Below are 26,286 nucleotides of genomic sequence, written 5' to 3'. Positions count from 1 at the left end.
CTCTAACGGCCTGCCGATGGAGGAGCGCTTGCGATCCGCGCGAGCGGTGCGGTTCCCGCCATCTTCACCAGCACTTCTTTCACCGGGTGCTGGGTCCAGGCCAGCGTGACGTAATCGCGATGGGTGACGCCGTCGGGGGTCTGCACGAACGCGACGCTACCGGGCTGCAACGGCCCGTCCATGCTCTCGCGGACGCGGATGCCCTTGTTCCTGAGCATCGTCATCAGTTCCTGATCATGCCGCTTGGTGTAGCGGGTGTACGAACTCACGAAGAAACCGCTGCGGTTATTCTCGATCCAGGAGGCGAACTTGTCGAGTTCGCCATAGACCGCATCCAGCAGCACCACGCCGCGCACGCGGCCGGTTGCGCCACCAACATCGAGGCTCCAGGCGGTCGGCAGGAAGCCGCCGCTATAGCCGACGATCACGACCGGCATGTTGGCGAAGGCTGCTGCCGATTTAGGATCGCCGTAGAGGCGGGCGAGGTGGGAGGTGGATTCGTCGAGGAAACGCTTGAAGCCGCCCGGCTGCCAGAATTTTCCGGCGCTGGAATCGGCGGCATCGACCGCCATCTGCGGCGCCAGCAGCACCGCGTTGACGCCGGAGTCCGAGATCTGCTGCGGCACCAATTGGCGGTCGCGCACGTCGCGCTCGAGGGTTGCGCCATTGCCGTGGAAGAACACCACGATCACGCCCGGCTTACCGACGTCGAAATTCTCAGGCACGTGCATCAGGACGCGGCTGTCATTGTAGGTCTCGTCCTGCCAATAGACGCGGCCCGAATAGCTGCGATGGCCCTTGCGGCTGCCGTTCGTGACATTGAGGAAGGGCGCATCCGAGCGCGGGTTGTTGCCGAAATAGGGGAAGGCGGAGGATCTCATGCTGACCAGCGTGGTCAGTTCCTCGCGCTCGCTCGGCTTCGGCAGATTGAGCGTGGGTGTCAGCGAGGCCGTCCGGACCGGCGCGGGACGCTGCGGCTCGGATGCCGGCGTCGGCGCGGCGGCCTGGCGCTGCACGAACCTCTCCTGTTCGGTCGGGAAGCGTTCCTTGAACGATGGTGCTGGGAAGCGATCCACAAACGTGTCGCTCGCAATTGCTTGCGTGTTCGCCGCGAGCGCCGAGGCGCTCGGCGCTCTGCCGCATTGAGCCAGCACGGTCGCGAGCGGTAGAAGCAGCGAGGCGGTCGCGATCCAGCGCCAAGGTGACCTCGGCCAGCGCGACCGCGCGGTCGGGGACATTGCCCGGTCCGCGCGATCACACTTCTGGAATGTTGGGTTCGCTGCCCCGATCATCCACCCGCTACCCCGAACTCCCGGCAAACGCCGAATCTGAGCGCACCGGTGTTTAGGTGACGTTAAGCTTCCGGAAAATTTCCCCATCCGGAAGTAGCAAGAAGACCATCCAATCGTGTCGCGATTGTGGGTCGCCTCTCGTGTTTACACAAAGGCCGGCCCTTTGAAGGCAACAATTGGGTATTATGATACCCAAATCTTGGCTAGAGTTAGATGCTTGTTAACGTTGCTTGAATTGGCCGTTTTCCGCCTGCACGATGGGAATCGTCGAAGCGCGTGGCGCTGAAGGTACGGTCCGATATGGCGGCATCACACACGGGCAGCGCGGCATGGTCCGGTTCGCTCCCCGGCAGCGGTTCGACCGTTTCGCTCCTCGTGGCCACGGCCATCGTGGTCGCCGACATGGTGGGCGTCGGCGTTTTCACCAGCCTCGGCTTCCAGGTCAAGGACATTCCGTCAGGCTTCTCGATCCTCTTGCTGTGGACCGTTGGCGGCATCGTCGCGCTGTGCGGTGTATTTTCCTACGGCGAGCTCGGCGCGATGTTTCCGCGCTCGAGCGGCGAGTACAATTTCCTGAGCCGCGCCTATCACCCGGCGTTCGGATTCGTCGCCGGCTGGGTGTCGGCGACCGTGGGCTTCGCCGCGCCGGTCGCGCTCGCCGCCATGGCGTTCGGCGAATACGGCAAGTCGGTCTTGCCCGACGCGCCGCCGCTTGTGCTGGCGCTCGGCGTGGTATGGCTGGTGTCGATCATCCAGCTTACCGGAGTCAGGCACTCCTCGACCTTCCAATTGGTCTCGACCATCCTGAAGGTGGTGCTGATCGTCGCGTTTCTGGTCGCCGGATACTTGATCGCGACGCCGCAGCCGATCTCGTTCGCGCCGACTTCGGCCGACCTTTCCCATATCGTCAGCGCGCCGTTCGCGATCAGCCTGGTGTTCGTGATGTATTCGTTCTCCGGCTGGAACGCGGCGACCTACATCATCGGCGAGATGCACCTGCCGGAGCGCAATTTGCCGCGTGCGATGCTGTCCGGAACGCTGATCGTGCTCGTGCTCTATGTCGCCCTGAACGCGGTGTTCCTGCACACCGCGCCGATCGACCGGCTTGCCGGCCAGATCGACGTCGCCCGGATCTCCGGCAGCTATATCTTCGGCGAGCTCGGCGGCCGCATCGTCGGCGCGATGATCTGTGTCGGGCTGATCTCCTCGATCAGCGCGATGATGTGGATCGGCCCGCGCGTGATGATGACCATGGGCGAGGACATCCCCGCACTGCGGATCTTCGCGCGCCACTCGACCAGCGGCGCGCCGGCCTATGCGATCCTGTTCCAGCTTGCGGTGGCGACGTTGATGCTGTTCACGCGCAGCTTCGAGGCGGTGCTCGACTTCATCCAGTTCGCGCTCCTGTTCTGCTCGTTCTTCACGGTGCTCGCCGTGATCAAGCTGCGCATCACCCGTCCCGACCTGCCGCGGCCTTACCGCGCCTGGGGATACCCGGTCACCCCTGCGGTTTTCCTGCTCGTGACCGGTTTCATGATGTACTATCTGTTGACCGACCGTCCGCTGCAGTCGGCGCTCGGTACGTTGATCATGCTTTCCGGCCTTTTGATCTACGCCGTTTTCCGCAAAGGGGCGGCGCGCCCGGCGGCCGCCGGAGCATCGGGTCGCGAATGAGGATGTTCCTGCCATTGAAAGTTGTCGCGCTCGCTTTCGCCATCATGCTCGCGGCGCTGCCGGCGTGTGCCGCCGACACCGTGACCGCGGACGATACCGCGCGCTTCCTTGCCGGGATGATGCCGTCAGCAGATTCTCCACTGGTCCCGCTGACCCGGGACCCGGCCTGGCAACAGCACGCCCGATTCTTCGACCAGGCCTTTGCGCAGCTCGAGCAGCGCCAGTTGTCGAAGATCCGCGCCTGGGCGGAGGCCAATCTCGCGGCGCCGCGGCCGACCATGTTCTACATGTTCTCCGGGCCCGACTTCATCTACGCCGACGCCTTCTATTCCCAGGCGACGACCTATGTGCTCAGCGCGCTCGAGCCGACCGGCTCGGTACCCGATCTGACAAGGCTGCCGCGCAGCGACATCGGTGCTGCGCTCTACAATGTCGAGCGCTCGCTGTCTTCGGTCCTGAGCTTCTCCTTCTTCATCACCAAGAAGATGAAGGTCGACCTGCATGCGGGCGAGATCAGCGGCACCTTGCCGATCCTCTATGTATTCCTGGCGCGCTCGGGCAAGACCATCCGCACCGTCGCGCCGGTTGTGCTCGACGAGAACGGCATCGTCGTCACGGAAGGGGCAGGGAAGGGCGCGGTGCGCGGCGCACGCATCACCTTCGCCGGCAATGATGGCGTCGAGCGCACGCTCTATTACTTCTCGACCGATCTCTCCAATTCCGGCGTCAAGGCGAGCGGCTTCCTGAAATTCTGCGAGACGCTTGCGCCCGGCAACAGCCTGATCAAGAGCGCGTCCTATCTCATGCACGCCGGCAATTTCACTGTTGTGCGTGACTTCATCCTCAAGAACAGCGCCACCATCATCCAGGACGATTCCGGGATTCCGCTGGTCTATTTCAACCAGAGTCGCTGGCGCTTCTTCCCGTTCGGCCGCTATGCCGGCCCGATCGCCGAATTCCCGGGCCGCTACCAGGAGTCCTATGCCGAGCTGTTCCACCGCGCGCAGCCGATCGATTTCGGCATCGGCTATCGCTGGCGCACGCATGAAACCAACCTGCTGCTTGCCGTGCAATTGCCGGGTGACGGCTTCGGCACCGCCGATGCGGTGGCCCAGGATGCGCCAGCTCCCAAACCGGCACCGCCGCGTCCCAGGGCACCGCGGCAGCCGGCACCATTCTTCAGTTCGCAGCCCGGCGGTTTCTTCTGGTTTGGGCGCTAGAACTCCGGTCGTGCTTCAACATCAAGTGAATGTTGCGATCGTAACGCACTGGCTGGATCGACCGCGCGTCCTGTAATCCATTCGTAGCCGCGCCTCGTCAGGTTCGTGATCTGTCACTCAAGTTCCGAGGGATTGATATGATCGCTGCCGATGTCGACGACCGATTCAACAAATGGCTGGGCTTCTTTAACGTCGCTGCAGCGGCGAAAGACATTGATGCGCTGCTGATCCTGTTCCATCCGGACGCATTCTGGCGTGACCTGCTGGCATTCACCTGGAACGTGCGCACTGTCGAAGGTCATGGCGAAATCCGACAGATGTTGGATACGTGCCTTGCGCGTGCGGCACCCACGGCATGGCGGCAAACAAGACCCGCGCGTCTCGAAGATGGCATCGTCGAAGGAATCGTCGAGTTCGAGACGAAGGTCGCTCGCTGCAAAGCAGTCATTCGCTTGAGAGAGGGCAAGGTCTGGACATTGCTCACGTCGATGGCGGAGCTGAAAGGCCTCGAAGAAGCGCCGGGCTCTGACCATATGAGCCATAGCGGAGATGCGCATCAGGAAAAGCGATTCGGCGATATTTCCGCTTCGACGACGCAGCCATACTGTGTGATTGTTGGAGCCGGACATTGCGGGCTTGGATTGGGCGTGCAGCTCCGAAAGCTCGGTGTCCCGACGCTGATCATCGATCGCCGCGAACGACCGTCCGATACCTGGCGAAATCGCCACGATGCGTTGTCGCTGCACACTCCCTCATATTTTGATCAGATGCCGGGATTCTCTTACCCCGAGGACTGGCCGCTGCATCCCTCGAAGGAGAACTTCGCCGACTGGTTGGATGCCTATCAGTCGGTGATGCAACTCGACGTGATGACCGGGGCAGAATGCGTAGGGGCCGAATACGATGATGCGCGAGGGAAATGGCGCCTCCAGGTCAAACGCCGCGACCGCGCGATCGAGCTCAACCCGGAGCAGCTTGTGCTCGCTACCGGATTATTCGGGACTCCGAAGATCCCGGACGTACCCGGCAAGGAGCGGTTCAAGGGACCGCAACAACATGCAAGCTTGTATCGTAGCAACCCTCATCACAGGAACTGCCGGTGCGTTGTGGTGGGATCAGGCACCACGGCGCACGATATTGCTGCGGATCTCTTCGCTGATGGCGCTGATGTCACGATGATTCAGCGCAGTCCGACCATCGTGATGAGGTTGGAGACGTTGCTCGAAGGATTTGCCAGGCTCTACGGCAGCGAGCCGAAGGCGCAGGGTATAGCGACCGATCTGGCGGACTTGTTGCTCGCCGCAACCCCCTTGCGCATTGTGGTGGGCATGCACCAGAAGCTGGTGAAGCACGTGAAGGAGAAAGACGCGGCCTTCTACCGGCGACTGGAGAGCGCCGGCTTTCGATTGACCTTCGGTGAGGACGAGAGCGGCGTGTTTCCTCAGGTCCTGCGCGATCCCGGTGGCTACTATATCGATGTCGGTGCATCAGAGCTGGTCGCGAACGGCAGCATAAAGCTGAGAAGTGGTGTCGGCATCACCGCGCTTCGCGAAGAAAGCGTGGTTCTCAGCGACGGGAGCGAACTTCCCGCTGATATCATCTTCTACGCAACCGGCTACGAGCGCGGCTCGTTCGAACCCATCCTGACGCCGGAGACTGCAAAAAGGGTCGGCCCGCTGTGGGGTTTTGGCTCAGGCACGCGCCGCGATCCCGGCCCGTGGCAGGGGGAGCTGCGGAACATGTGGAAGCCCACGCAACAGAAAGGGTTGTGGTTTCACAGCGGTGGAGTTGGAGTCGCGCGATTTTACTCTCGCATCCTGGCCCTGCAGATCAAAGCCCGACAGGCCGGGATAGCGACGCCCGTGTACGACGGCGAAGCTGCCAAGGCGCTCGAGGCTGCGTGAGCCGCGCTAAATCATGATCCGATTAGACGGAATCGAATCACGATCTCATCTCTTTGTTTGAGCATGATCTCCGCGCAAACGCTTCGCGTTTGTCGCGAGGGAAAACCGGTTTCCACTTTTCCGGATCATGCTCCAATTCACCCACACCGCATCACCAGTGCACGCTCTGGCTCGGCACGATGAAGGCGCTGTTGTCAGGCGTGTTCGGCTTGTGGGTGAAATAGAGGTACGCGGAAACGATCAAAATGAGCAGGGCGATGATCGCCAGCAAATCTATCTGGCGCGGGTCATGACCGTGGCGGCTGATTTTCCAGCGCATTATTGGTGTCCTCCCCGCGGACGCAAAGAGTCAATGCCGCACTGCCGCCACAGTTCCCGCACGCCAGCGATGCATGCGTGGCGTGAAAGCACCGCGGCGGCGACGGCGATCCCTCTACGGTGAGTTGACACCGCGCCAGCGGCCGTAGCGCCACGGCAGATACCAGCGCGCGCCGGGCGGCGCCTGTTCCGGCACGTTGTCGATGCCCGACGTGCCGAAGGGATGGCAGCGCAATAGCCGCGCCAACGTCATCCAGCCACCGGCCCACAGCCCGAAGCGCTCGATCGCCTCGTCGCCATAGACCGAGCAGGTCGGCAGATGCCGGCAGTTGTAGCCGACCAGCGGCGACAGCGTATGCCGGTAGATCCAGATCAGCGCGCGACCGAGATTGCGCGGCAGCCGCCGGGCTGCGCTGGCACAGTCCGTGCATTGAAATTGGTGTGACGTTCGATGTTCCATGGGCGTCATACCGCAAACTTACGTCGTGTTGCGGGGGTTCCCAAGCAAGGAACTCAGTTCTCGCAGATATTTACGCCACAGTTCGCAACTATCGCACCGCACAGGCGGCGCTGCAGCGAAGGTCCTATGGACGGCACAGGTCAGTACGGTTACCGTTTTGATAATGCTTCGATGACACCATCTTGTCACGTTGCGATGGGGCCGTTGCCACCGCTCATCCATGGGGCTTGGGGGAAGGAACCAAATTGAGGCTCGTGACGTCGCTTCGTCTTCGCGGTCTGGCACTCCTCGGCGCCGCCGCCTTTTGCATCACACTACCTGGCTCGGTCACGACGCTGGGCAATTCGGCCCGCGCCGGCGCCAGCCTGGAACAACGCAAGACACCGATGCGGTTCAGTTGGGTGGCCTGCGAGCCCAATTGCAGGGGCTGGGTATCCGCCGTCGGCATCATCACCGCCGACAGCCCGCGCGACTTCGATGAGTTCGCCCGCGGCCGCCAGCTCGGCGGCGCCACCATCGTGCTCGATTCCAGCGGCGGATCAGTCAACGACGCCATCACGCTCGGCCGCCGCTTCCGCGGCCTGGGCGCATTGACCACTGTCGGTATGACCGTCATCAACCAGACGTCGCAGGGCCAGCGCGCCAGCGTCAGGCCGGAAGCCTATTGCGAGTCGATGTGCGTGTTCCTGCTGTTGTCCGGCAAGACCCGTTACGTGCCGGAAGACGCGCATGTCCGCGTTCACCAGATCTGGATGGGCGACCGCGCCGACGATGCGCGCGCCGCGAACTACACCGCGCAGGACATGATGATCGTGGAGCGCGATATCGGCCGGCTCGCGAAGTACACTTTCGACATGGGCGGCGCAGGCGACCTGTTGTCGCTGGCGCTGAGCGTTCCCCCCTGGGAAGAACTGCACGAACTGTCGCGCGACGAGTTGCGGCTGACCAATCTCACCACCACCGAGCAGGTCGCCGACGTGTTGCCGCCGCAGGACAATGCGGCCACCGTCCCGGTCGCGGAGGCGAAGTCGAAAGCGACGCAGGACCGTTTCGCCACGAGCATGGCTGACGGCGAGACGACGGCACACCCCGCGAGGTCGACATCGACCAAGACCGCGGAAGCCCTGGTTCCCGCCGGCAGCACCGCCACGCCGCCCCCGGTCCAGCCGGCGAAGTGACGCTGTCATTTTCCCCGTCATTGCGAGCGGAGCGAAGCAATCCATAGCGCCACTTGTGGAGGCGCGGATTGCTTCGCTCCGCTCGCAATGACGGGAGGGGACGGGCGCGGCCTACGCCGGCTGCTTGGCCTTCGCCTCGATCTGGCCGATCGCATCAACCACGGCATCAAACGTCAGCATGGTGGAGGCGTGGCGGGCCTTGTAGTCGCGCACCGGCTCGAGCAGGGCGATCTCGGCCCATTTGCCGTCTTCCGGGGGCTTGCCGTTTTCCTTGAGCATCTTGCGCACGGTCTCGCGCAAGTCGCGCAGTTCATCGGCGGTCGAGCCCACCACGTGACTTGCCATGATCGAGGAGGAGGCCTGCCCCAGCGCGCAGGCTTTGACGTCATGGGCGAAGTCGGTGACGACGGGGCCGTCCATCTTGAGGTCGACCTTCACGGTCGAGCCGCAGAGTTTCGAATGCGCGGTGGCGCTGGCATCGGGGTCGGGAAGGCGTCCGAGACGCGGAATATTCCCGGCCAGTTCGATGATCCGCTTGTTGTAGATGTCATTCAGCATGCGAATAAAGCTCGTGGGCAGAGGGGCAGGGGCGCCCTTGGCGGCAAGGTTTCATGGCCCTATATATGGGCGGTATCGGCCGAAATACAGTCCGGCCATGCCACCGGCGCGGGCCAGTTCAGAAGCCAATGCTATGCTGCCGGTGTTACAGCATGATCCGGAAAAGTGGATACCGGTTTTCCGAAGAGATCATGCTCAAACAAGATATGGAGCAGGATGACATTTCGACGAAATGGCATCATGCTCAGGGGACTCCAGGCGTCCGGCGGCATCAGGCCGCCTCGTCTGCCCGGTGACACACCCGGTCCGAAAAGGGGACCGGTCGAACGGAGAGACGTCGAATGGACGCTGCAATCAAATCGATCCGCCCTGCCAAGAGCAACGAGCCCAAAAAGGTTGAAACTCGGGTGGTCGAAACCCGGCCGGCCGAGCTCGATCCGTCCGAATTCCTTGCCGCCGCCGTCCGCGCCGACCAGCCGCGCCCGTCGCGGGCTGAAGCCGAGCAGGCGGTTCTGACGCTGCTGAGCTATATCGGCGAGGATCCGGATCGCGAGGGCCTCCTGGACACGCCGCGACGCGTCGTCGAGGCCTTTGACGAGCTTTACCAGGGCTATCACCAGTGCCCGGCCGAGGTGCTCGACCGCACCTTTGGCGAGACCGCCGGCTACGACGATTTCGTGCTGGTTCGCGACATCGAGTTCACCTCGCAGTGCGAGCACCACATGATGCCGTTCTACGGCAAGGCACATATTGCATATACCCCGGTCGAGCGGGTGGTGGGCCTGTCCAAGCTTGCCCGGCTTACCGACATCTTTGCCCGCCGGCTGCAGACCCAGGAGCATCTGACCGCCCAGATCGCGGCTGCGATCGACGAGATTCTCAAGCCCCGCGGCGTTGCCGTCCTGATCGAGGCCGAGCATACCTGCATGTCGGTGCGCGGGGTCGCCAAGCATGGCGCGTCGACCTTCACCAGCCGCTTCACCGGCATGTTCCGCGACAATCCGGCGGAGCAGCAGCGTTTCCTGTCCCTGGTGCGAGGACCGACCCGGTAACCTCGCACAACATTGCGAGGCTTATCCCGTGTCAGCACATGATCACGACCGCGAGGAAGGGCTGGCATTCCAGCCCAAATTCGACGCGTCCGGGCTCGTGACCTGCGTCGCGACGGACGCCGCCAATGGCGACGTGCTGATGGTCGCGCATATGAACGACGAAGCGCTGCGCAAGACGATCGCGACCGGCGAGGCCTGGTATTTCAGCCGCTCGCGCAATGCGCTCTGGCGCAAGGGCGAAAGCTCCGGCCAGACACAGCGTGTGATCGAGATGCGAACGGATTGTGACCAGGACGCGATCTGGATCCGCGTCGAGCAGACCGGCGCGGCCTGCCATACCGGCCGCCGCTCCTGCTTCTATCGCGCGGTCACGCATGACGACGGTGACACAGCACTGTCATTCGTTGATGCCGATCGCCTGTTCGATCCCGACAAAGTCTATCGCAAATAGACTCAATTTCCGTTGTGCAGATGACGCGGCGCAGCGCGCGTGAGCTGCGTTGCCACCGTCAACATGATGTGCAAAAATTCCCACCCGTGGTCGAGGTGGAGTCGAAACGGTGGCGCGTCGTTTTTCTCTAATCCGATTGTGTTTTGTCTTTTTCGCGCTGCCTCTTCTTCCCGCGCGGGCGCAGACGCCGGAGCGCGCGCCCGACACCATGGCGGCGCGCGTGCTGGCCTGCGCGTCCTGTCACGGTGGGCAAGGCGAGGGTACAAGCGACGTCTATTTCCCGCGTCTTGCCGGCAAGCCGGCAGGCTATCTTTATAATCAGCTCGTCGCCTTCAGGGATGGCCGGCGCAAATATCCGCCGATGAACTATCTCCTGGAATTCCTGCCCGACGACTACCTGAAGAAGATGGCCGACTATTTCGCCTCGTTGCGGCCGCCATTCCCGGAGCCGGCGATCCCGACCGTCAGCGACGCTATACTCGCGCGCGGCGAATCGATCGTGAAGAACGGCGATGCGCAGCGCGGCATCCCGCCCTGCGCAAGCTGCCACGGCCCGAGCTTTGGCGGCATGGAGCCCGCGATTCCCGGCCTGCTCGGCCTGCGCGCAAGCTATATCAGCGCCCAGCTCGGCGGCTGGCGCTACGGCACCCGCACCGCGGCGGCCCCGGACTGCATGCAGATTGTCGCAAGCCTTCTCACCGAGGACGACGTCAAGGCGGTCGCCGCTTATCTCTCATCGCGTCCGGCGCCGGCAGATCCGTCGTTCGCGCCGCAAGGCAGCCTGCCGATGCCGCTTGCATGCGGCAGCGAGCCGCGTTGAAGGGAGCTCGCCGATGCAACGCCTCTCAACCAAGCTGATTCTCCTTCTGGCGCTGTGCTTCGCCGGCGTAACGCCGGCAAGTGCGCAGCAGAACCCGCCAGCCAATGCCGAGCTGCTCAAGCGGGGCGAATATCTCGCCCGCGCCGGCGACTGCATCGCCTGCCACACCGCGCGCGAAGGCAAGACCTTTGCCGGCGGCCTGCCGATGAAGACGCCGTTCGGCACGCTCTACACCTCCAACATCACGCCCGATCCGCAGACCGGCATCGGCACCTGGACCTCGGACCAGTTCTACCGGATGATGCATGATGGCCGCTTCCCCGACGGCGGCCTCGTCTATCCCGCGATGCCGTTCGGCTCCTACACCAAGGTGACGCGCGAGGACTCCGATGCGATCTACGCCTTTTTGCGTTCGGTCCCGCCGGTGAAGCAGGTCAACAAGCCGCATGAATTGACCTTTCCCTTCAACAACCGCTCGCTGATCATCGGCTGGCGCACGCTGTTCTTCAACGAGGGCGAGTTCAAGCCCGACCCGACGAAGTCGGCGGAATGGAACAGGGGCGCCTATCTGGTCGAAGGCCTCGGACATTGCGGCATGTGCCACACCGCGATCAACGCGCTCGGCGGCAGCTCGGAATCGCAGGCGTTCGAGGGCGGCCTGATTCCGATGCAGTACTGGTACGCGCCGTCGCTCACCTCGAACAAGGAAGCGGGGCTGGGCGACTGGAGCATCCAGGAGATCGTCGATTATCTGCGCACCGGCGTCTCCGCCCGCGGCGCGGTCTACGGGCCGATGGCGGAAGTCGTCTACAACAGCCTGCAATACCTCAACGACGAGGACATCCGCGCGATGGCGGTCTACCTGAAGGGCCTCGCGCAGGGCAGCTCGCCGGACAAGCCGCCGCCGGCGATACCGTCGGCCGAGAGCAGCCTTCTGCTCTCGCTCGGCAAGCAGATCTATGACCGCGACTGCGCAAGCTGCCATGGCGCGACCGGGCTCGGCATGCCGCCGCATTATCCGCCGCTCGCCGGCAATCAGTCGATCCAGATGGCCTCGGCGGTGAATGCCATCCGCATGGTGCTCAATGGCGGCTATCCGCCGGGCACCGCGGGCAACCCGATGCCCTATGGCATGCCGCCCTTCGCGCAGCGCCTCTCCGACGATGAGGTCGCCGCCGTCGTCACTTACATCAGGACATCCTGGGGCAATCGCGGCGCGCCGGTGTCGGCGCGCCAGGCCAACGAATTGCGCACGGCCACGCTGAAGTAGAGCATGATCTGGAGAAGGGGCGCGCCATGACGGATTCATCTTCGCAAGGGCCGGCGCAGCATTCCGATGACGAGGCGGTCGACGCGATCGTGCGCGCAGGTCCCGGCGGGGCCATTGCGGTGGCGGGCATCGCGACCGCAATCGTCGTCGCTTTATGGTTCGCCTTCTATCTCTTCGTCTTCCTGCCGCGGAGCGCCTGATCGTGACGAGTGAGACCGATCTTAGTCACGGTGCGCATGGTCTCGGCGAGGCGGTTGCCGCGCGCATCGAGCGGCGCTGGGCAACGCTGTCGATCGTGATCATCGGCGTGCTCGTCGGATTGGCCGCCTTCTTCGGCATCTACCATACAACGATGCCGCAGGGCCGCGTCGAGACCGCCGATCCCACGACCTTGCACCTTTCCGGCGAATTCGTCGAAAGCAATCTCGGCAGCGCCCTGGAGGCCGACGGCTCCGTCACGGTGCGCGCGATCGGGCAGCAATATTCCTTCACCCCGCAATGCCTCGTGGTGCCGGCGGAAACGCCGATCACCATCCGCGCCACCAGCGCCGACGTCGTGCACGGCTTCCTGATCGAGGGCACCAACATCAACACCATGCTGGTGCCGGGCTATGTCTCGGATCTGCCGATCAGCTTCAAGGCGCCGGGCGAACACATGATGCCCTGCCAGGAATTCTGCGGCATCGGTCATCAGGGCATGTGGGGCAAGGTCAAGGTGGTCGACCAGACTACGTTCCGCAACATGGCGGCGAGCAAACGGAGGCTCACCTGTGTTGATTAACAAGCGGCTGATCCTGGCGCATTTCTGGCTCGCCTTCATCGTGTTCGGCGCGGCGCTGGTGCTCGGCGCCTGGCAGATGTTCGAGCGCAGCCCGCTGAACGTCTGGCACTTCAATCCGGAATTCTATTATCGCTCGGTTACCGCGCACGGCACGGTGATGGGCTATGTCTTCCCGACCCTGGTTGCGATGGGCTTTGGCTACGCGATCAGCGAAGCAGCGCTGGAGCGGCCGTTGGTCGGGCGGCGCTGGGCCTGGGCCGGTATCGCGCTGGTCGCTATCGGCAGCGTGGTCGCGATGATCCCGGTCTCGCTCGGACTGGCGTCGGTGCTCTATACCTTCTATCCGCCGATGATCGGCAATGCCTTCTATTACATCGGCGTGGTCCTGGTCGTGGTCGGTTCATGGATCTGGGTCGCGCTGATGTCGATCAATCTCGCGGTCTGGAAGCGCGACAACAGGGACAAGCCGGTGCCGCTCGCGATGTTCGCCAATGTCGCGGGCTCCCTTCTCTGGGGCTGGACCGCAGTTGGCGCCGCGCTCGAGCTCATTTTCCAGATCATTCCGACCGCGCTTGGGCTCACCACCACCATCGACGCTGGATTGGCCCGCGTATTCTTCTCCTGGACATTGCACGCCATCGTCTATTTCTGGCTGATCCCGACCTACATCGCCTATTACACCATCTTCCCGCGCGCGATCGGCGGCCGGCTCTACAGCGACGCGATGGGGCGGGTCGCCTTCATCATGTTCGTCGTGGTCGCGATGCCGATCGGAGTGCATCATTTGTTTGCCGATCCGCAGGTCGGCGCCGGCTTCAAGTTCATGCAATCGGTGTTCACCGGTCTCGTCGCACTGCCGACGCTGCTCACGGTGTTCACGATCTGCGCCTCGGCCGAGATCGCGAGCCGGCTGCGCGGGGGCAGGGGCGCGTTCGGCTGGATTGGCGCGCTGCCGTGGAAGAATCCGATCATGCTCGCGACCGCGCTGTCGCTGGTCATGCTTGGCTTCGGCGGCGCCGGCGGGCTCATCAACATGAGCTATCAGCTCAATACCAGCATCCACAACACGCAATGGATCACCGGCCACTTTCATCTGATATTCGGCGGCGCCATCGTCATCATGTATTTCGCGATCGCCTATGACCTGTGGCCGCATTTGACCGGCCGCACGCTCGATAGTCATGGGTTGATGCGCACCCAGCTCTGGCTGTGGTTCATCGGCATGATCGTCACCACGTTCCCCTGGCACTATGTCGGCATCCTCGGCATGCCCCGCCGCATGGCGTTCTATGACTATGCCAATCCCGCGATCGCGCCGCAGGCTTTCTCGGTGGTGATCTCGGCGTTCGGCGGATTGATCCTGCTGACGTCAGGCATCCTGTTCCTGATCGTGCTGATCCGCGGCCAGTTCGCGCCGAGAGGCGAGGCGGGTTCCTATAGCTTCGCGATCCCCTTGCACATGCCTGCGCGCATTCCGGTTGCGCTCAACAGCTTTGGATTGTGGCTGGCGCTGATGATCGGGCTGACGATCGTCAATTACGGCTACCCGATCGGCCAACTGATGGCCGTGAAGAATACCAGCGTGCCTGCCGTTTATGTCGGAGCTAGCAGATGAGCGAGGACGAGCTCTATTCGCCGCGCAATCCCTGGTTCAGCATCAGCGTCGGCGTCACCGCCGCCATCGCGGTGCTGTCCGCGATCGTGGGATTGATCTGGCTGCCGCTGCTGCAGCCCAATCTGAAGCTTGCCGGCATCTGGGACGCGATCTGCAGCGCAGCCGGCGTGCCCAACCTGCCGAGGCCAGCCGCGGCGGTCCCGCCTGCGTTCAAGACGTCGAATGTCGTGGTCACTCCGGAAATGCTGACACGGCAGGACCAGGTTTCAATCGGCCGTGGCGCGACGCTCGCGCAGCGCTGCGCGATCTGCCACGGGCCGCAAGGCGTGAGCGACGCCAATTCGCCGAACCTCGCCGGGCAGTACGCCGCGGTGACGTACAAGGAGTTGAACGACTTCAAGACCGGGGCGCGGGTCAACGTCGTCATGAGCCCGTTCGCGGCCAATATGACCGACCAGGACATGCGCGATGTCGCCCTCTATTACGCCTATCTGCCGCGCGTGCCCTCCAGCCAGGTCAATCCGAACCTGCCGGCGCCTGCGATCGTGGTGACGGGCGCGCCGATGCGCAACATCCCGCCCTGCGGCTCCTGCCATGGCGAGATCGACATCAAGGCCGGCAGCCCCTGGCTCGGCGGCCAGTCCGCCGTCTATATCAAGGCGCAGTTGCAGGCCTTCGCATCGGGCACGCGCCGCAACGACATCAGCGAGCAGATGCGCAATATCGCCCGCCAGATGACCGCAGAAGAGATCGATCAGGTCGCGCGCTACTACGAGGCGCAGCCGTAAGCTCCGCTACGGCCGCCGGCGCTTTAACCTCCCATTAACCATGATTGCCGCAGGGTATCGGAGGGAGCTGCGCCGATTACCGGCGTTCATGAAGCCCACGCGAGCGTTTCGCGAGGAGCGGGGCATCAATCGATGGCGGTCGATATATTCAACGCCGGGGCTGCGGCAGGTGTCGACCCGACGCGCGCGAAGATCGCGGGCTCGATCAAGCAGGCCGCGTCCACCACCGGCACGAGCTTTCAATACCTGCTCACGACCGCCAAGATGGAATCCAACTTCAACCCGCGGGCTTCCGCGTCGACCTCATCCGCGCGCGGGCTGTTTCAATTCATCGACCAGACCTGGCTCGGCACGGTGAAGGAGGCGGGGGATCAGCTCGGCTACGGGAAATATGCCGACGCCATCACGAAGAATTCCGACGGCAGCTATTCGGTCAGCGACCCCCAGGCGCGGGCGGCGATCATGCGATTGCGCGACGATCCGGACGCCGCGTCCGCGATGGCCGGCGTGCTGACGCAATCCAACAGCTTCAAGCTCACGGGCAGCATCGGCCGTCGTCCGAGCGATGCCGAGCTCTACATGGCGCATTTCATGGGCGTCGGCGGCGCAGCGAAACTGATCTCGAGCGCGGAGGGCAATCCGAATGCCAGTGCCGCGCAGATGTTTCCGAAGGCGGCCGCCGCCAACAGTTCGATCTTCTACGACGGTTCTGGACGCGCCCGCAGTGTGTCGGAAGTCTATTCGGTGCTGAGCGCGCGCTATGCCGGCGCCGCCAATTCCAGCGAAACCCGCACGGCTTTCACTGCTGCCGGCGGCGAGATCGCGAGCGCCGCGCCCACCACGCCGCTCGCGATCGACAACGCCGCCTATCTCTCTAGCTTCCCGGATGCGCGCGCAGTGTCGCCAGTGTCCGCCACGCAAACGGCGTCCACTCCGGGCGATCCAATGTTCCGCTCGCTGTTCCAGGCCGGCGACCGCGCCGAGCCGATTTCGCCCACCGTGCAGGAATTATGGGGCCGCCCCTCACAGGTCGCGACCGCCTCGCTCTCGAGCCAGGCTCCCGAAGTCCGGCCTCCCGGCCGTCTCGACCTCTTCAGCGACCGCAACGGCACGTTCTCGGGCTGATCCGACGCCGCGCACGTCTGCCGCTCCTCAGGATGAGGTCTGTGGCTGGGGCAAGCGCAGCCTTTCTCCATTAACGAAACGTCAATAAACCCAAAGAGTTATGGTGAACCCTTTGTTAAGCGTCATGGTTTATCTTTTGTTACGTTGGCACTGCATCACCGTGCCGTTTCGTTGCGTAAGCCGGAAGGACCATGATCGTTCGGCAGTTCATTAATTGGATCAGGACCGCTCCGGCAGGGGAGCGGGCCGAGGCCACCCGGGCACTGGCGCGGGCCTGGTTGATTTCAGACCTTTCCGAGGACGACCGCATCGCCGCCGAGGGCGCGTTGTTGATGCTGCTCGACGATCCGTCACCGCTGGTGCGGCAGGCGATGGCCGAGGTGTTCGCGCGCAGCGCCGAGGCGCCGGCGGCCATCGTGCAGGCGCTCGCGGTCGACCAACCCGGAATCGCGCTGCCGGTGCTGGAACATTCGCCGCTCCTGATCGATGCCGACCTCGTCGACATTGTCGCGACAGGCAATAACGAGATGCAATGCGCGATCGCGCGGCGGATCAATCTGCCCGCATCCGTAGGTGCGGCGATCGCCGAAGTCGGCTGCGCCGCCGCAGCGCTCGAATTGATCGAGAACGCGAATGCGGAACTCGCACCGTTCTCCTGGGACCGCATCGTCGAGCGGCACGGCCATCTCGCCGCGATCCGGGAGGCGATGCTGGTGCTGGAAGGCCTGCCGGCCGCGACCCGCATGGCGCTGGTGGCAAAGCTGTCGGAGACGCTGGCGCAATTCGTGGTCGCCCGCAACTGGCTCTCCGCCGACCGGGCAGGGCGCATTGCCAGCGAAGCGTGCGAGCGTTCGACCGTCCACATCGCGGCGCGTTCTCGCGGCGAGGAGATGCGCGGGCTCGTCGCGCATCTGCGCACCACCGGACAACTCACCGCCGGATTGATCCTGCGCGCGCTGCTCTCGGGCAATCTCGAGCTGTTCCACGCAGCGCTCGCCGAACTCTCCGGCCTGCCGCAGGCGCGCATCGCCGCGCTGTTGCATGACCGCGGCGCCGCCAGTCTCGACGCGCTGCTGATCCGCGCGGGCCTGCCGGAATCCACCTTCGCCGCCTTCCGTGCCGCGCTCGAGGCAAGTCATGAGGCCGGCTATGTCGACAGCATCGACGGCGCGGTCAGGCTGCGTCGCCGCATGGTCGAGCGCGTGCTGACCCATTGCGAGACCGATCGGCAGGCCGCCGAGCCGCTGTTGATCCTGCTCCGCCGCTTCGCCACCGAATCCGCGCGCGAGGAAGCGCGCGTCTTCTGCGAAGAACTGGTCGCGGAAGAAGCGCTCGCACCGCTCGAGCACGATTTGATCGCTGCGTAAGAAAAACCGCCGCCGCAACACACGTCGTCATTCCGGGCGATGCGACAGCATCGAACCCGGAATCCATTTCGCCGCCTGCGCATGCGGCCCAATGGATTCCGGGCCTGCGCCTGGCGGCGCATCCCGGAATGACGGGGGATAGCGACGAGCTGCGTAGGGTGGGCAAAGCGGAGCGTGCCCACCATCAACACTCCGCTCGCGATGGTGGGCACGCTGAGCTTTGCCCACCGTACGCCGTCATCACTCCGCCGGTGCGATGCTCGGCGCGAGGATGGCTTCGAGATGTTCAGGGCGGTCGCGGTTGACCTTGAGCAGGAATTCATCCGCGATACCGCGGAGCTGCCTGCTTAGCGCGCTTGCCATCACGGCGGTGTCGAGCTTGGTGCGCTCGCGCACGATCGCCTGGATCGCGTTGATGTGGTGGGTGATCAGCTCCGGCGGCACCTCGTCGAGATCGGGGGCGTGCTCGATGATGCGGCACAGGCTTTCGGCGGCGGCGCCGGCAGAGGGGAAGCCGAAGGTCGCGGCGTCGCCCTTGATGTCATGGGCGGCGCGAAACAGCTCTTCGCGCGTTTCGTGCGAGAAGCCGTGGCGCAGCACAATGGCGTGCGCGGCCGACAGCCGGTCGGCCTCGATCGTCATCCACTGCTTGAATTCGCCGGAGAGATCCGCGAGCGCCTGCTCGGCGCGCGCGACGGGATCGTCGTGATCGATGTCGGGAGGGATGCGGCGCAGCACCTTGCGCAGCGGGTTGGGTGGCGTGATCACATGGTGCGTGGCGAAGGTCTTGATCTCCAGCGTACCCGGTTTCTCTTTCGCCATGACGACCTCCTTGATTCCCGCTAGATGCTGGAACGCGCCTTATCGAGCAGCGACGGCTGTTGCATCACTTCCATCTCGCCGCCGACGCGGCGCTCGGGCCCGATATAGGTAGCGCTGGTGTTGCGGCGGCGGTCCGGGCCGAAATAGGTCTTGGTCTTGATGAAGGGGCGGGGGTTGGCAACGACATTGAGGATGCGCTGGTAGAGTCCCTTGGCCGAGATCGGCTTGGCCAGGAATTCGGTGACGCCGGCATCGCGCGCCACCGTCACGCGGCGCTTCTCCGAATGCGCGGTCAGCATGATGATCGGCGCATAGGGATTGGCGTTGGATTCCGGCTGCCGGATCATCTGCGCGAGCTCGAGCCCGTCGAAGATCGGCATCGACCAGTCGGTGATGACGATGTCGGGAACGTAGTGGGTATACATTTCGAGCGCGGTGGCGCCGTCTTCCGCCTCGTAGACTTCGCGCGCGCCGAACGAATGCAAGAGCGTCCGCAGGATGCGGCGCATGTGCGGATTGTCGTCGCAGATCAGAAACCGCAGCTTGTTGAAATCGATGCGATACATGTCCCGCCCGGCCCAAACGGCATTACCCGCCGTTAACCATATCGCTGTGGCGGTTAAGGAAAGGTTGCGCGGGGGATATTCGTCGTCCCGGTCAAGGCCGGGACGACAGCATCAATACCCGAACTGCTCGCGCAGGATGCGCTCTTCCAGGCTGTGGCCGGGATCGAACAGCATGCGTATCGAGATGGTCTTGTCGGTCAGCACCTCGACGCGGCCGACGTCGCGCACTTCGTCATGGTCGGCGACCGCCGCCACCGGGCGCTTGGCCTCCTCGAGCACCTCGATCACGACGAATGCCGAATTCGGCAACAGCGCGCCGCGCCAGCGCCGCGGGCGGAAGGCGCTGATCGGGGTCAGCGCGAGCAGGGCGGCGTTGATCGGGACGATCGGTCCCTGCACCGAGAGGTTATAGGCGGTCGAGCCGGCCGGGGTGGCGACCAGGATGCCGTCGGCGATCAGTTCGGGCATCCGCTCGTGCTCGTCGATCAGGATGCGCAGGCGCGCGGCCTGGTAGGTCTGGCGGAACAGCGCGACCTCGTTGATGGCGTGATGCAGATGCACCGCGCCGTGGATGTCGGTGGCGCGCATCAAAAGCGGGCTGATCAGGGATTCCCGCGACGCAGCCAGCCGTTCGCGCAGATTGTGGGTCGAGTATTCGTTCATCAGGAAGCCGACGGTGCCGCGATGCATGCCATAGATCGGTTTCCCCGAGCGCATGTTGGCGTGCAGCGTCTGCAGCATCAAGCCGTCGCCGCCGAGCGCGACCACGACGTCGGCGTCCGCCGCATCGCAATTGCCGTAGAGCGCGGTCAGTTGTGCCAGCGCCGCCTGCGCCTCGGTGCCACTGCTGGCGACGAAGGCGATCTTCTCGTATCGCTCGGGACGGGTCATTGCACGACAAGCTCGGCTCTGATGGCGCGCGGTTCCGCGCCGCGCCCGTCTATACAGCTTGGCCGCGCTTGTCGAGATCAGAAGACCGGCATTTAGGGCTAGGTCCGGCGGCTGCCCGACACAATTCCGTAATGGTCGGTCCGCCCGACCCCCTGCAAGCTGGAGAGGTGAGCGCCCGCTTAGCCCGGGTGGAGCGAAGCGTAAACCCGGGACATCTGTATCCACGTTAACGAGCGGCCCCGGGGTTGCGCTGCGCTTCACCCGGGCTACGGTACTTCACTTCTCCTGCAGCGTGCGGATCGGCTCCCAGTCCCCGCCCGGCGGCTGCGCGGCCATCTGCTCGGCGCGCTCGCGAAACAGGGCGGCCGGCTTGTCGGTTGCGGCCGCGCGGTTGAAAGCCTCCGTGGCGAGGTGGAATTCGCCGGCGCGCCAATGCGCGAGTCCTTCGCCATAAGTCTTGATCAGCGACTGCTGTGCTTTCGACAGCGCATCTGACCGCGCCACCAGTTCATAGATCTTCAGCGCTTGATTGCGTCCCTTGACGCGGACTTCGTCGAGCTCGCGCCAGGCAAAACCGCTGCCTGCGAGCGCCACCGTCGCATCCGAGGCGATGATGGTGGTGCCGTAGAACTTGTTGGCGCCTTCGAGCCGCGAGGCAAGGTTCACCGCATCGCTCATGACAGAATAATTGAAGCGCCGCCGCGATCCGAAATTGCCGACCAGTGCCTCGCCGGAATTGATACCGATGCGCTGCGCGAGCGGATGGTCGCGGAAGACCGGCGAGGTGGCGTTGAGTTCGGCGAGGCGTGCGCAACAGTCGAGCGCCGCGCGTGCCGCGTTCGCAGCATGGTCAGGATCGTCGGCGGGCGCGCCGAACACCGCGACGATGGAATCGCCGATATATTTGTCGACGTAACCGCCATTGGCCTCGATGACGTCGGTCATGTCGGAAAGATATTCGTTCATCAGCGACATCAGCCGGTCCGGCGGCATGTTTTCCGCGATCGCGGAAAAGCCCGCGAGGTCGGAGAAGAACACCGTGACCTCGCGCGCCTCGCCGCCGAGCTCCGGCAATTTCTTCGACGACAGCATGCGGTTGATGACATCAGGGGCGAGATAGAGCGCAAAGCTCTTCTGCAGCAGCCTGCGGTCGCGATCGGTGACGGCGAAGCGAAGGCCGACCATCGCCGCGAGCGCAGCCGTGCCTGCGGCGAACGGCTCGACCAGCGGGAGCGCCAACGCGTGGGTAAAGGCGAAGGTGGCGGCGACAAGCCCGAGCGCGCTCACGGCTGCGAAGGAGAGGACGGCGGTGAATGGCCTGAATAGGCGTGCCGCCGTCGCGGCCAGCGCGGCAAACACAAAGGCGATCAGGAACGTCAGTAGCCGGCCGGGCTCGCTCGCCGCGTTGCGGGTGATCAGGTTGTTGACGGCAGTGGCGTGGATATAGACGCCCGCGATCGTGCTGCGCGCGATGCTCGGCGCGGCCGGCGGACTGGCGTCGGGCGCGCAGCGCGGCACAGGGTGTTTCCCGTCGCCTCCGGTGGCAAATCGTTTGGATGTCGCCTGGCGGTCTTCGATGTCGAGCACGGTGCCGATCAGGACGACCTTGCCGTCGAACCAGCGCCGGAAATAATCCTTCTCACCCTTGGCCGCGCAGGCGCGCAGGTCGGCGAAGGAGAAGGTCGGGATGTCGTCCGCGCCGCCGGCAAAGTTCAGCGTCATCGTGTTCGGCACCGGGCTCGGAATCCGGTAACCGGCGAGCGTCACGTTGCCACTGGCGTCGCTGTCGGGCGTCGCGCCAAGCGCCCGCGATGCCAGTTCGAGCGCCATGCCGGAAATCCTTGCGTCGCCGACGACAAAGGTCAGCGGCACCCGCCGCACCGTGTCGTCGTTGTCGGTATGGACGTTGAGCGGGCGGATATTCTGCTGCTGGCGAACGGCGACGCGCTGGCCGGGAGAGGGGAGGATCGGCTGATCACCGCGCAGGATTTCGCCGAGCACGACCTTGCCGGACGTCGAGGCGGAGGCGAGCGCGCGCAGGAAGTCGCGATCGAAGCCGCGCACCTTCTCGCCCAGCACGCCGTCGCTGAACGGAATTTGCGACAGCTCGATCGAGGTCGGGATCACCAGGTCGAAGCCGACGACCTTGGCACCGCCATCGATGATGGCGCCGAGCACGCGGCCAATCTCGCCGGTCCAGGTCAGCGTGGGCGATCCCTTGAACGGCGCCGCGCGATAGCTTTCCTCGTCGATCGCGACGACCACCGCCGGCGAAGCCGTAGGGTCGGGCGCGCTCTGGAAGATCCTCCAGCGCAGCGCGGTCAGGATGTCGAGCGACAGGCCCTGGATCGGCTTGAGTGCGGGCGAGATAGAAATGGCGGCACAGACCAGCGCGATCGCGGCGATTGTCATCACCTCGCGCGCGGTGCGCCCGATGCTCAAGGTCGCTGATCCCGACAAGGAGGTGATGATCTTTTCTCAAATCGAGAGGCGGGCTCGACTCCACCTCGCCCCGCTTGCGGGGAGAGGTCGAAATTCAAGCGCAGCTTGAATTTCGGGTGAGGGGGAGCCTCCGCGAACACGTCTGTCACCGTGCGCGTGGAGACAGCCCCTCACCCCGACCCTCTCCCCGCAAGAACGGGGAGAGGGAGAAGTGCCGGCGATCGTTCCCACGTGAAATCATCACACCCTAATTCATCCGCAGCAGGCGGCCGACGATTGGCGTGGGGCCGGGCTTGGCTTGCGGGTCGACGCGGAACACGATCTGCGACGACTTGAAGGTGGCGACGTAGAGGCCGCCGGGGACCAATACACCGCTCTCCCGGGCGAAATCGAAGAATCTGCCCTTGAGCTGGGTGCCGCCGAGATCAACCTGCTGACGCTCGCCGGGGATGTCCAGGCGCCGCACGATCAGCGTGCCGCGTCCGCTTGCCTCCACGAATGGCGAAGCGCCGTAGAGGGTGAGTTGAGGCTGCGGCAATGCGGCCTTGCTGGCATCGACGCTGCGCAACACGGTGGCGGCGACCGCGCTGGTCGCCTGCGTCGTGGCGTGCGTCTGGTTGGAATCGCAATCGGTCTTCTCGGCCTTGACGTCGGCGAGATGCACGACGCTCTCCTCGGTCCCGACGATCACCGTGCCGATCCCCGAGATCGTCTCGCGCCGGCAGGATGTCATGTAGCTCAGCACGATCGAACTACTCTCGCCGATCTTGATCACGGTCTTCGGGGCCACATAATCCATGAACTCGGCGCCGGTGACCTTCCCTTGCACGTCCTCGACGACGGCCACCGGTGACTCGGCCGCGGCCGGCGAAGCCAGCGCCAACAGGCCGACACAAATAGCTATCGCTCGTTTCATTTCGGGAACCTCTCAAACGGTAGAATTTGGTTAGTCGCGCTGGCGCCGGTTTGGTTCTCCGGAAGCGAATAGTTGGGTTGGCAACCTTGTGGATGTGACGGATATCACTCAATTGTCGCCGCGGACAACCTGATCGGCGCGTATTGTCGCAGGCGTGTCGCATTCATCGCGATGCAAACCGGCTGGCGCGATTGTGATTTCCACACAATTCCTCGGGTTGTGTAGCTGCACGCACGATGGAAGCGGCCGCAATTTCACGTCGTAGCCCGGGTGAAGCGAAGCGTAACCCGGGGCCGCTCTTAATGCTGACGCAGACGTCCCGGGTTGCGCTGCGCTCCGCCCGGGCTACAGGGAAGTGGGACATGACAAGCCGGGTCAGAACAGAGCGCACTGCGCGCACGCGGATGATGGTCGCGCTGCTCGCATTTTCGGTCGTGAGCGGCGCGTGGGCGCAGGACGCGGGCGACGCCCCCAAACCGTCAGCACCGTCGGCTTCGCCGACGACAGAGGCGCCGGCCGGTCGGAAGGGCGGCGGAGACCGCAGTGCGGCAGCCAATCCACCCTCGGCGTCCGAGCAGCACCGCTTGCCGCCTGATACCACGACCAAGCAGACGCTGGCGCTGCCCGGACGTACCTTGGAGTTCACGGCTACCGCCGGCTCGATCCGCCTGTTCGACCAAAAGGGCGAGCCGCAGGCCGATATCGCCTATACCTCCTATCAGCTCGACGGCACCGATCGGGCGAATCGCCCGGTCACCTTCCTGTTCAACGGCGGGCCGGGCGCATCGTCGGCCTGGCTGCAGCTCGGCAGCGCCGGACCGTGGCGGACTGCGCTGGGCGGCGAGGGGGCGGTGTCGTCGGCGTCGCCCGAGCTGGTGCCGAATGCGGAAACCTGGCTCGACTTCACCGACCTCGTCTTCATCGATCCCGTCGACACCGGCTATAGCCGTTTTGTCGCGACCGGAGACGACGTGCGCAAGCGCTTCTTCTCGGTCGACGGCGATGTCAATGCGGTCGCGCTGGTGATCCGCCGCTGGCTCGAGAAGCATGAGCGGCTGCTGTCGCCGAAATATGTCGTGGGCGAAAGCTATGGCGGCATCCGCGGGCCGAAGATCGTGCATAATCTGCAGACCGAGCAGGGCGTCGGCGTAAAGGGATTGATCCTGCTTTCGCCGCTGCTCGATTTCCGCGAATTCCAGGGCACGAGCCTGCTGCAATATGTCGCGAGCCTTCCGACCATGGCGGCGGTCGCGCGCCAGAGAAAGGGGCCGGTGACGCGCAGCGACGTCGCCGATGTCGAACAATATGCGCGCGGCGATTTCCTGGTCGACCTTGTCAAGGGGCAAGCCGACAGCGAGGCTACGACACGGCTCGCCAACAGGGTGGCGGCCCTGACCGACATCGATCCGGCGGTGAGCCGCCGCCTCGCGGGGCGTTTCGATGTCTCCGAATTCCGCAGGGAGTTCGATCGCCGCAATGGCAAGGTGACCGGCCGCTACGACGCATCAGTCGAAGGCTTCGATCCCAATCCGGATTCGAGCGTTTCACGCTTCGGCGATCCGTCCGGCGATCCGCTGATTGCGCCGCTGACGAGTGCTGTTGTCGACCTCACCAGGGGCAGGCTGAACTGGCGGCCGGACGGATCCTATCATCTGCTCAACGGCCGCGTCGCCGGCTCCTGGGATTTCGGCCGCGGGACAAACCCGGCCGAGTCGGTCTCACAGCTCCGGCAGATTCTCGCGCTCGATCCGAAGCTGAAGCTCCTGATCGGCCACGGCCTGTTCGATCTCGCGACCCCTTACTTCGGCTCGGCGATGGCGCTCGACCAATTGCCGGCCTTTGCGAGCCCTGACCGTGTCAAGCTCGTCGTCTATCCCGGCGGCCACATGTTCTATTCCCGCGACACCTCGCGCCAGGCATTCAGAGGCGAGGTCGAAGCGGTGATGAAGTAGGCGAGAGTGATTGACCTTCTTTGCCTGCGCATTCAAACAGCGCGCGTCCTGTAAGACCCTCATGGTGAGGAGCGCGTCTTCGCGCGTCTCCGGACGATGCTTCGCATCGCCTTGAGAACCATGAGGCCCCGCTCGCGCCCGCGGCCATCGTGATGCCGCTTGCGCGGCTCCTCGGGATGAGGGTTGGTGCTTTCATCGCGCAAGGGACGTGACAACATTTTGCAGCTTACTTGAGGTTGCCGTTTCGCGCGATCGGGCAGCGCTTCTGTCGTATGACGTGTATCATTTAGCTGATGCAAAATTCACGTTTTCTAGAGTCGTGATTGAACCTGATGACATGCGGCGCTGACCAATTCAGTGCTGGGGATTTCAGGGCCCAGTATCTATCAACGCCACCAAGCAATATTCATTGCGCTCGGTGGCGTTTATTTTTGGCGGGTTGCTGACCACCCGCTGTCATTCCGAGGCCCGACGAAGTCGCGAGCTCTGACAACCCCGTCATTGCGAGCCAACGGGTCGCGCGAACGCGCGCCCGATGACGGGCTCCGCGAAGCAATCCATGCCTCCGCTCGCGGCGCTATGGATTGCTTCGCTGCGCTCGCAAAGACGATGTGGTTGCTTTGGGTGCGACAAATCAACCCGACGGGCAAATCAGCAAAAGTCTGTCCATCCCTCGCGGAAAAAACATTCCGCTTTCGCCGTCGGGCAAATCAGTGATTTAACTCCGCACGTCTCACCCAAGAGAGGGGCGGCTCGCGATCGTCACGAACGTTGCGGTGAGATGCGGTGGACGCGGCTGTTGCGACAGACGAACGCAACATCAG

Annotated in this window: 24 protein-coding genes; 15 read left to right on the top strand and 9 right to left on the bottom strand. The window is 64.0% G+C overall.

The genetic code is table 11. From position 1 onward, the window contains the following. Positions 1-2: 2 nt before the first annotated feature. Positions 3-1,238: an alpha/beta hydrolase gene (locus OZ411_RS05840; RefSeq protein ID WP_282527169.1), complete on the bottom strand. Its 1,236-nt coding sequence runs from the start codon at positions 1,236-1,238 to the stop codon at positions 3-5. 354 nt (positions 1,239-1,592) lie between these two features. On the opposite strand from OZ411_RS05840, the gene OZ411_RS05835 reads away from it, so the two are divergent. From OZ411_RS05835 to OZ411_RS05825, 3 genes are all read left to right on the top strand, one after another. Beyond that, positions 1,593-2,966, top strand: coding sequence for an amino acid permease (locus OZ411_RS05835; protein ID WP_282527168.1), 1,374 nt, complete (start codon positions 1,593-1,595; stop codon positions 2,964-2,966). A gap of 2 nt (positions 2,967-2,968) precedes the next feature. Then, complete coding sequence (locus OZ411_RS05830) at positions 2,969-4,186, top strand: hypothetical protein (RefSeq protein WP_282527264.1); 1,218 nt, start codon at positions 2,969-2,971, stop codon at positions 4,184-4,186. Positions 4,187-4,323: 137 nt separating this feature from the next. Then, positions 4,324-6,090, top strand: a complete 1,767-nt coding sequence (locus OZ411_RS05825) for an NAD(P)/FAD-dependent oxidoreductase (protein WP_282527167.1) — start codon at positions 4,324-4,326, stop codon at positions 6,088-6,090. A 151-nt stretch (positions 6,091-6,241) separates the two neighbouring features. Here the strand turns inward: OZ411_RS05825 and OZ411_RS05820 are convergent, their stop codons facing one another. Both OZ411_RS05820 and yidD read right to left on the bottom strand, forming a co-directional pair. Next, on the bottom strand, positions 6,242-6,409 hold the full coding sequence (locus OZ411_RS05820; RefSeq protein WP_165421467.1) for a hypothetical protein: 168 nt from the start codon (positions 6,407-6,409) through the stop codon (positions 6,242-6,244). A 114-nt stretch (positions 6,410-6,523) separates the two neighbouring features. Next, positions 6,524-6,868: a membrane protein insertion efficiency factor YidD gene (gene yidD / locus OZ411_RS05815; protein ID WP_130583139.1), complete on the bottom strand. Its 345-nt coding sequence runs from the start codon at positions 6,866-6,868 to the stop codon at positions 6,524-6,526. Between the two features lie 245 nt (positions 6,869-7,113). Between yidD and OZ411_RS05810 the strand changes: the two genes are divergently transcribed. After that, positions 7,114-8,046 (top strand): hypothetical protein, encoded by a 933-nt coding sequence (locus OZ411_RS05810; protein WP_282527166.1) that lies wholly within the window; start codon positions 7,114-7,116, stop codon positions 8,044-8,046. A gap of 111 nt (positions 8,047-8,157) precedes the next feature. Here OZ411_RS05810 and OZ411_RS05805 read toward each other — a convergent pair whose 3' ends face one another. Next, positions 8,158-8,604 (bottom strand): iron-sulfur cluster assembly scaffold protein, encoded by a 447-nt coding sequence (locus OZ411_RS05805; RefSeq protein ID WP_130582042.1) that lies wholly within the window; start codon positions 8,602-8,604, stop codon positions 8,158-8,160. A gap of 341 nt (positions 8,605-8,945) precedes the next feature. Between OZ411_RS05805 and folE the strand changes: the two genes are divergently transcribed. The 10 genes from folE (at position 8,946) to OZ411_RS05755 (ending at position 17,873) form a co-directional block, all read left to right on the top strand. After that, positions 8,946-9,656, top strand: a complete 711-nt coding sequence (folE, locus tag OZ411_RS05800) for a GTP cyclohydrolase I FolE (protein WP_130582043.1) — start codon at positions 8,946-8,948, stop codon at positions 9,654-9,656. A gap of 28 nt (positions 9,657-9,684) precedes the next feature. After that, a complete protein-coding gene (gene hisI, locus OZ411_RS05795) occupies positions 9,685-10,107 on the top strand; it encodes a phosphoribosyl-AMP cyclohydrolase (protein ID WP_130582044.1) in 423 nt (140 codons plus the stop codon). Positions 10,108-10,264: 157 nt separating this feature from the next. Continuing rightward, positions 10,265-10,927, top strand: coding sequence for a c-type cytochrome (locus OZ411_RS05790; RefSeq protein ID WP_282527263.1), 663 nt, complete (start codon positions 10,265-10,267; stop codon positions 10,925-10,927). A gap of 13 nt (positions 10,928-10,940) precedes the next feature. Beyond that, the gene (locus tag OZ411_RS05785) at positions 10,941-12,197 is read left to right on the top strand and encodes a cytochrome c (RefSeq protein WP_130582045.1); all 1,257 of its coding nucleotides are present in this window, start codon (positions 10,941-10,943) and stop codon (positions 12,195-12,197) included. A gap of 26 nt (positions 12,198-12,223) precedes the next feature. Continuing rightward, entirely contained in the window at positions 12,224-12,397 is a 174-nt protein-coding gene (locus tag OZ411_RS05780; protein WP_208827233.1) for a hypothetical protein, read from the top strand. Positions 12,398-12,399: 2 nt separating this feature from the next. After that, positions 12,400-12,978, top strand: a complete 579-nt coding sequence (locus tag OZ411_RS05775; RefSeq protein WP_282527165.1) for a cytochrome C oxidase subunit II — start codon at positions 12,400-12,402, stop codon at positions 12,976-12,978. Then, the gene (locus tag OZ411_RS05770) at positions 12,968-14,593 is read left to right on the top strand and encodes a b(o/a)3-type cytochrome-c oxidase subunit 1 (protein WP_282527164.1); all 1,626 of its coding nucleotides are present in this window, start codon (positions 12,968-12,970) and stop codon (positions 14,591-14,593) included. The genes OZ411_RS05775 and OZ411_RS05770 overlap by 11 nt, the downstream gene beginning before the upstream one ends. Further along, positions 14,590-15,381, top strand: coding sequence for a c-type cytochrome (locus OZ411_RS05765; protein ID WP_282527163.1), 792 nt, complete (start codon positions 14,590-14,592; stop codon positions 15,379-15,381). Before OZ411_RS05770 ends, OZ411_RS05765 begins: the two co-directional genes overlap by 4 nt. Positions 15,382-15,513: 132 nt before the next feature. After that, a complete protein-coding gene (locus OZ411_RS05760; RefSeq protein WP_282527162.1) occupies positions 15,514-16,506 on the top strand; it encodes a transglycosylase SLT domain-containing protein in 993 nt (330 codons plus the stop codon). 191 nt (positions 16,507-16,697) lie between these two features. Further along, the gene (locus tag OZ411_RS05755) at positions 16,698-17,873 is read left to right on the top strand and encodes a DUF2336 domain-containing protein (protein WP_130582050.1); all 1,176 of its coding nucleotides are present in this window, start codon (positions 16,698-16,700) and stop codon (positions 17,871-17,873) included. 240 nt (positions 17,874-18,113) lie between these two features. Here OZ411_RS05755 and OZ411_RS05750 read toward each other — a convergent pair whose 3' ends face one another. The 5 genes from OZ411_RS05750 to OZ411_RS05730 all read right to left on the bottom strand — a co-directional run bounded on the left by OZ411_RS05750 (position 18,114) and on the right by OZ411_RS05730 (position 23,510). Further along, positions 18,114-18,695 carry an Hpt domain-containing protein gene (locus tag OZ411_RS05750; protein ID WP_282527161.1) on the bottom strand — a complete coding sequence of 194 codons (582 nt, stop codon included), beginning with the start codon at positions 18,693-18,695 and terminating at the stop codon, positions 18,114-18,116. A gap of 20 nt (positions 18,696-18,715) precedes the next feature. Next, positions 18,716-19,261 (bottom strand): response regulator, encoded by a 546-nt coding sequence (locus tag OZ411_RS05745; RefSeq protein ID WP_130582052.1) that lies wholly within the window; start codon positions 19,259-19,261, stop codon positions 18,716-18,718. A gap of 111 nt (positions 19,262-19,372) precedes the next feature. After that, positions 19,373-20,152, bottom strand: a complete 780-nt coding sequence (locus tag OZ411_RS05740) for an NAD kinase (RefSeq protein ID WP_282527160.1) — start codon at positions 20,150-20,152, stop codon at positions 19,373-19,375. A gap of 276 nt (positions 20,153-20,428) precedes the next feature. Continuing rightward, positions 20,429-22,564, bottom strand: coding sequence for an adenylate/guanylate cyclase domain-containing protein (locus OZ411_RS05735; RefSeq protein ID WP_282527262.1), 2,136 nt, complete (start codon positions 22,562-22,564; stop codon positions 20,429-20,431). 277 nt (positions 22,565-22,841) lie between these two features. Next, positions 22,842-23,510 (bottom strand): hypothetical protein, encoded by a 669-nt coding sequence (locus tag OZ411_RS05730; RefSeq protein WP_282527159.1) that lies wholly within the window; start codon positions 23,508-23,510, stop codon positions 22,842-22,844. 362 nt (positions 23,511-23,872) lie between these two features. Here OZ411_RS05730 and OZ411_RS05725 point away from each other — a divergent pair, with 362 nt between their 5' ends. Then, a complete protein-coding gene (locus OZ411_RS05725; RefSeq protein WP_282527158.1) occupies positions 23,873-25,462 on the top strand; it encodes a peptidase S10 in 1,590 nt (529 codons plus the stop codon). Positions 25,463-26,286: the final 824 nt, after the last annotated feature.

The organism is Bradyrhizobium sp. Arg237L, assembly GCF_029990105.1.
Classification (GTDB): Bacteria; Pseudomonadota; Alphaproteobacteria; order Rhizobiales; family Xanthobacteraceae; genus Bradyrhizobium.
The sequence above is the reverse complement of the archived record's forward strand: the minus strand, read 5'-3'. Positions and strand labels throughout refer to the sequence as shown.